This window comes from Methylobacterium sp. AC690, from assembly GCF_979256535.1.
This window is the reverse complement of record NZ_CEEDOX010000023.1, coordinates 75,261-80,655: the sequence shown is the minus strand read 5'-3', so window position 1 is coordinate 80,655 and position 5,395 is coordinate 75,261. Positions and strand designations below refer to the sequence as shown.

The window sequence follows — 5,395 nt, the reverse complement described above, 5'->3', positions numbered from 1 at the left end:
TCAGGCCGTCCTTGAACACCTGAACGGCGTCCGCGATGGTGCCGATCTCGGTCCGGGCGCCCTGGTGCGGGATGGTCGCCGAGAGGTCGCCGCCGGCCAGCGCCTGCATGGGCTGGACCACTGCGCCGATGCCCCGCGTGACGCCGCGGATGATCAGGAAGGCCGACAGCGCCGATAGCGCCAGGGCCAGCAACATGGCGGTGAGACCCAGGGTCTGGGTCTGCTCGAAGATGGCCGTGCTGCGGGCCTGCGCCTGCGCGGCGCCGTCATTGTTGAGGGCCGTGAGCTTTTCCAGGGTGTTCGACGCCGCGCGGCGGACCGGCAGGCCCTTGCTCTCGTAGAGCTCGAAGGCCTGGGCCTTCTGTCCACTGCGCGAGAGATCCAGGATGGCTTGGCGAATCGGCAGGAAGGTGGCCGCATCGCGCATGTAGCCGTCGTAGAGGGCGCGCTCCTCCGGCGAGGCGATCATCGGCTCGTAGGTCGCCCGGCGATCGGCCAGCTTCTTGTCAAAGCGCACGAGGTCCGCCTCGATCGACGCCGTCAGTTTCGGGTCGTTGGCCTGCGTATGCCGAAGCACGACCGCGCTGATGCGAGCCGTGATGGTATCGATCTCGCCCAGGGCTCGGATGCTCGGAAGCCAGTTCGTCTCGATTTCCAGGCTCTGTGCACGCATGCGCTGGGTGCCGAAGAGCCCCAGGAGACCCAGGCCGACCACGAAGAGCGTCAGGAGCGAGAAGGCCGCGATCAGGCGGCTGCGGATGGACAGATTTTGCACGGACACGACGGACCTCATCGGGCGCCGCCTGGACTGGATCAACACGCGCGGCAAGCAGCCACAACGCTCCGTGAATGCTTAATATCTCCCATTCACGAATGACGGATTCCGAACCACCGGTTGCATCAGCTGAAACCAAATTGACCTTGTGGTCTTCTCGCGATTTGTCCCTCCGCAGACATCAGCCCGAGGTCCCGGACCTTGTAGCGATCGAATTCGGACAAAGCTGCAGGGGGGAGCATCGACCGGCGGAGCGAATCCAGTGCCAGCGGCATGGAACCGAATACATCGGAGTTTCGCGGTCGGACCGCGATCTAATCCCTACAAATTGAATCATCAGGTTCACGAAGTCGTGAGCGAAGAGGCGGAGGATGGCGTCATGGCCATTGATCCCTTCACACCGCGCAATCTCGCTTCGGCCATCGCGCTCGGGGGCCTCGGCACCATGATGATCGCGCCGGAGCCGAGTTGGCACTCGGCCGGCATCGGCCTCGCCTGCCTCGTCGCGTTCGGCGGCCTGTCACTTCTACCTCGGCCGCGACCCGAGGCACATGGCTCGGTGTCGAAGACCACCGAGCGCCGCGGCCAGCCGAGGACGGACGACACGCGTGAACTCCCGACCTGGGCGGAGCCGGAGTACAAGGCAGCGGAGCCTCCGGCCTCGCGCAGTCTCACCGATCCTCATCCCGCCCTCTTCCGGGGGATGCGGACGCGCCGCAGCAGCGTCCCGTAGGATCCACCGGCCCGAGGACGCTCAGGCGCTCTCGATCTCGGGCCGTCCCCGGTCCGGGCCTTCGAGGAAGCGTCGGACCAGCAGGCGCGCGAGGTCGCGGGGCGATTCCGGTGTCAGCACCAAGAGCTTGCGTGACGTCGCGAGCGAGGCGAGTCCGTGCAGGGCAGCCCAGAGGGCTGCCACCGCCTGCCGGCGCTCGTCCGGGTCGGGGATCATGGGCGCCAGCACGCGGGCGACGAGGTCGGTCGTCTGGCCAAGGGCCTCGGCATACCAGTCCGGGAAGGGGCTGTCGGGGGCGATCTGGTGCTCGAAGACGAGGCTCCAGACCTGCGGGTCCGCGGCGACGAAGCCCAGATAGGCATCGGCGAGGGCCAGAGCCCGGTCGTGCGGGGTGGCGTCCGGCAGCACCGCGGATTCGAGGGCCGCGTGCAGACGTGCGAGAGTGCGGGCGTTGACCCGCATCATCACCGCATCGAGATCGCCGACCGCATTGTAGATCGAGTTCGGCGCATACCCGATGGTGCTGGCCAGCCGCCGCATCCCAAGACCACGCAGGCCCTCCTGCCGGACGAGGTTCTCGGCGGCCTTCGTGACCAGGGCCAGGAACTCGTCGCGGTTGTGCTCGCCGCGCGGACCCGTGCCCCGTTTCCCTGCCCGTGCCATCCTGTCCCCCGCTCCGTCAATCCCGAGGTCGGGCCCTCGTCTCCGTGCGCCGCCGCACCGGTCAGCGCTTCCGGATTGCACACCGTGCAATGACGCCATTGAACCCGATCTGCGGCGGCGATATGTTTTGAACGTTGTTCAAAGGGCGCGCGGTTCACCATTTGACGCTATCGCCGCGTGCGGGCAGTCATGCGTCGTCCGAGGAGACTTCCATGTTTCGTACCTTGATGACGACGCGCCGCTTCGCACCCCTGTTCTGGTGCCAGTTCTTCTCGGCGTTCAACGACAACTTCCTCAAGAACGCCCTCGTATTCCTGATCCTCTTCAAGGTGGGCGACGCAGGCGGTGGCAGCTCGCCGATGCTGATCACCCTGGCGGGCGCGGTCTTCATCGGGCCGTTCTTCCTGCTGTCAGGCCTCGGCGGCCAGATGGCCGACCGTTACGACAAGGCGCTCATCGCCAAGCGGCTGAAATTCGCCGAGATCTTCGCTGCAGCAGCGGCGGCCCTGGGCTTCTGGCTGCACGCCGTCCCGGTGCTGTTCGTGGCCCTCGGCCTGTTCGGCACGATCGCGGCTCTGTTCGGGCCGATCAAGTACGGCATCCTGCCCGACCACCTGCGCCGGGACGAACTGACTGCGGGCAACGCCCTGGTCGAGGCCGCGACCTTCCTCGCCATCCTGCTCGGCACCATCGTGGCCGGCCTCGCCACCGCCATGGGCGGCGGCGCACTGGCCTTCAGCACCATGATCATGGTGTTCGCCGTCCTGTGCTGGCTCTCCGCGCGGGCGATCCCGTCCACCGGCGAGGCCGCCCCGACCTTGCGGGTCGACCCGAACGTCGCCCGCTCCACCGGCGCCCTCCTGCGCGATCTCTGGGGCGACACCCGCCTGTGGCGCGGCTCGCTCATCGTGAGCTGGTTCTGGCTCGTCGGCGCCGTGGTGCTGTCGCTGCTCCCCGTCCTGGTCCGCCAGAGCCTCAACGGCTCCGAGACCGTGGTGACGACCCTGCTCGCCGTCTTCTCCATCGGCATCGCGGTGGGCTCGGGGCTGGCCTCCTGGCTTGCCAGCGGTCGCATCGTCCTGCTCCCCACCCCCGTCGGCGCCCTGCTGATGGGCGCCTTCGGGCTCGATCTCGCCTGGACCGTGGCGCAGTTGCCCCCCGTCGCCGGCGATCCCTCGGGCGCCTGGGACTTCCTCACCACGGGGACGGGCCTGCGCGTCACCCTCGACCTGTTCGGCCTCGCCGTCGCGGGCGGCCTCTACATCGTGCCCTCCTTCGCCGCCGTGCAGGCCTGGACCGACAAGGACAAGCGGGCCCGCGTCATCGGCGCCGTCAACGTGCTCACGGCGGCCTTCATGGTGACGGGCGCGCTGGGCCTCGCCGCCCTGCAGGGCGCCGGCTGGTCGATGGCCGCGCTCCTGACCCTGCTCGGCGGGCTCAACCTCGTAGCGGGCGTGGTCATCCTGGCCGTCCTGCCGACGAGCCCGTTCCGCGACTTCCTCTCGATCCTGTTCCGGGCCTTCTACCGCCTGGAGGTGCGCGGTCTGGAGAACGTCGAGAAGGCCGGCCCGAACGCCATCATCGCCCTCAACCACGTCTCGTTCCTCGACGCGCCGCTCGCGCTCTCCCTCCTGGACCAGGAGCCGGTCTTCGCCGTGGACCACGGCATCGCGCATCGCTGGTGGGTGAAGCCGTTCCTGGCGATGACGAAGGCGATGCCCCTGGACCCGACCCGGCCGCTGGCCACCCGCACTCTGATCAATGCGGTCAAGGGCGGCGAGACGCTGATCATCTTCCCCGAGGGGCGCCTGACCGTCACCGGCAGCCTGATGAAGGTCTATGACGGAGCCGGGCTCATCGCCGACAAATCCGGGGCCATGGTGGTGCCGGTGAAGATCGAGGGCCTCGAGAAGACCGTCTTCTCGCGCCTGTCGAAGAACCAGGTGAAGCGGCGCTGGTGGCCGAAGGTCACCGTCACGATCCTTTCGCCGGTCGCCCTTAGCGTGGATCCGGCCCTCAAGGGCAAGGCCCGCCGGCAGGCGGCGGGCGCCGCGCTCTACGGAATCATGTCCGACCTCGTCTTCCGCACCACCGAGATCGATCGCGGCCTGATGCAGGCGCTGATCGAGGCCGGCGACCGCCACGGCTGGCGCCGCACGGCCGTCGAGGACCCGATGGGTCGCTTGAGCTATTCCCGCCTCGTGATGGGCGCCAACATCCTGGGGCGCAAGCTCGCAGGGCTCGGCGCCCCGGGCAAGCCGCTGGGCGTCATGCTGCCGAACGCCAACGGCGCCGCCGTGACCCTGTTCGCCCTGGCCTCCGCCGGGCGCGTCCCGGCCATGATCAACTTCTCGGCGGGCGCGGCCAACATCCTGTCGGCCTGCAAAACGGCCGAGGTCGACACCATCCTGACCTCTCGCGCCTTCATCGAGAAGGGCCGCCTCGGGGGCCTCGTGGAGGCGATCCGGGGATCCGTCGCGCTCGTCTATCTCGAGGACATCCGCGCCGGCATCACGACGGGCGACAAGTTGCGCGGCTTCCTCTCCAAGCGGGCGCCGCTGGTGCCCCGGCGGGGCGACGACCCGGCCGCGATCCTGTTCACCTCAGGCTCGGAAGGCGCGCCCAAGGGCGTGGTGCTCGCCAACCGCAACATGCTCGCCAACACCGCGCAGGTGGCCGCCCGGATCGATTTCGGGCCGAGCGACAAGGTGTTCAACGTGCTGCCGGTGTTCCACGCCTTCGGGCTGACGGCGGGCCTGGTGCTGCCCCTGGTCTCGGGCGTGCCGGTCTACCTCTATCCTTCGCCGCTGCACTACCGGATCGTGCCGGAACTCATCTACGGCTCCAACGCCACCGTCCTGTTCGGCACCGACACCTTCCTGGCCGGCTACGCCAAGACCGCGCATTCCTACGACCTGCGCTCGCTGCGCTACGTCGTGGCCGGAGCCGAGGCGGTGAAGGAATCCACCCGCAAGACCTGGGGCGAGAAGTTCGGCCTGCGCATCCTGGAGGGCTACGGCGTCACCGAGTGCGGCCCGGTGGTCGCCCTCAACACGCCGATGTTCAACCGCTTCGGCACCGTAGGCCGCCTCCTGCCCGGCCAGGATTGGCGGCTGGAGCCGGTACCCGGCATCGACGAGGGCGGACGTCTGGTCCTGCGTGGCCCCAACATCATGCTGGGCTACCTTCGGCCCCAGCGCCCCGGCAGCATCGAGGCGCCCCCC

General features: G+C 68.6%; 4 protein-coding genes. 2 read left to right on the top strand and 2 right to left on the bottom strand.

Annotated features, from left to right (window positions below; genetic code table 11):
* Positions 1-781 (bottom strand): MCP four helix bundle domain-containing protein (locus AC0IY1_RS22325; RefSeq protein ID WP_471772486.1); only part of this gene is annotated, 781 nt, incomplete at its 3' end.
* Between the two features lie 373 nt (positions 782-1,154).
* Between AC0IY1_RS22325 and AC0IY1_RS22320 the strand changes: the two genes are divergently transcribed.
* Positions 1,155-1,508, top strand: coding sequence for a hypothetical protein (locus AC0IY1_RS22320; RefSeq protein WP_471772484.1), 354 nt, complete (start codon positions 1,155-1,157; stop codon positions 1,506-1,508).
* A 21-nt stretch (positions 1,509-1,529) separates the two neighbouring features.
* On the opposite strand, the gene AC0IY1_RS22315 is transcribed toward AC0IY1_RS22320, so the two are convergent.
* A complete protein-coding gene (locus tag AC0IY1_RS22315) occupies positions 1,530-2,171 on the bottom strand; it encodes a TetR/AcrR family transcriptional regulator (protein WP_055946746.1) in 642 nt (213 codons plus the stop codon).
* A 212-nt stretch (positions 2,172-2,383) separates the two neighbouring features.
* Here AC0IY1_RS22315 and AC0IY1_RS22310 point away from each other — a divergent pair.
* Positions 2,384-5,395 (top strand): acyl-[ACP]--phospholipid O-acyltransferase (locus AC0IY1_RS22310; RefSeq protein ID WP_471772482.1); only part of this gene is annotated, 3,012 nt, incomplete at its 3' end.

What these genes read in the sequence shown, in the direction of transcription:
- AC0IY1_RS22320 (WP_471772484.1), top strand. Translation starts at nt 1,155, where the DNA reads ATGGCCATTGATCCCTTCACACCGCGCAATCTCGCTTCGGCCATCGCG.
- AC0IY1_RS22315 (WP_055946746.1), bottom strand. Translation starts at nt 2,171, where the DNA reads ATGGCACGGGCAGGGAAACGGGGCACGGGTCCGCGCGGCGAGCACAAC.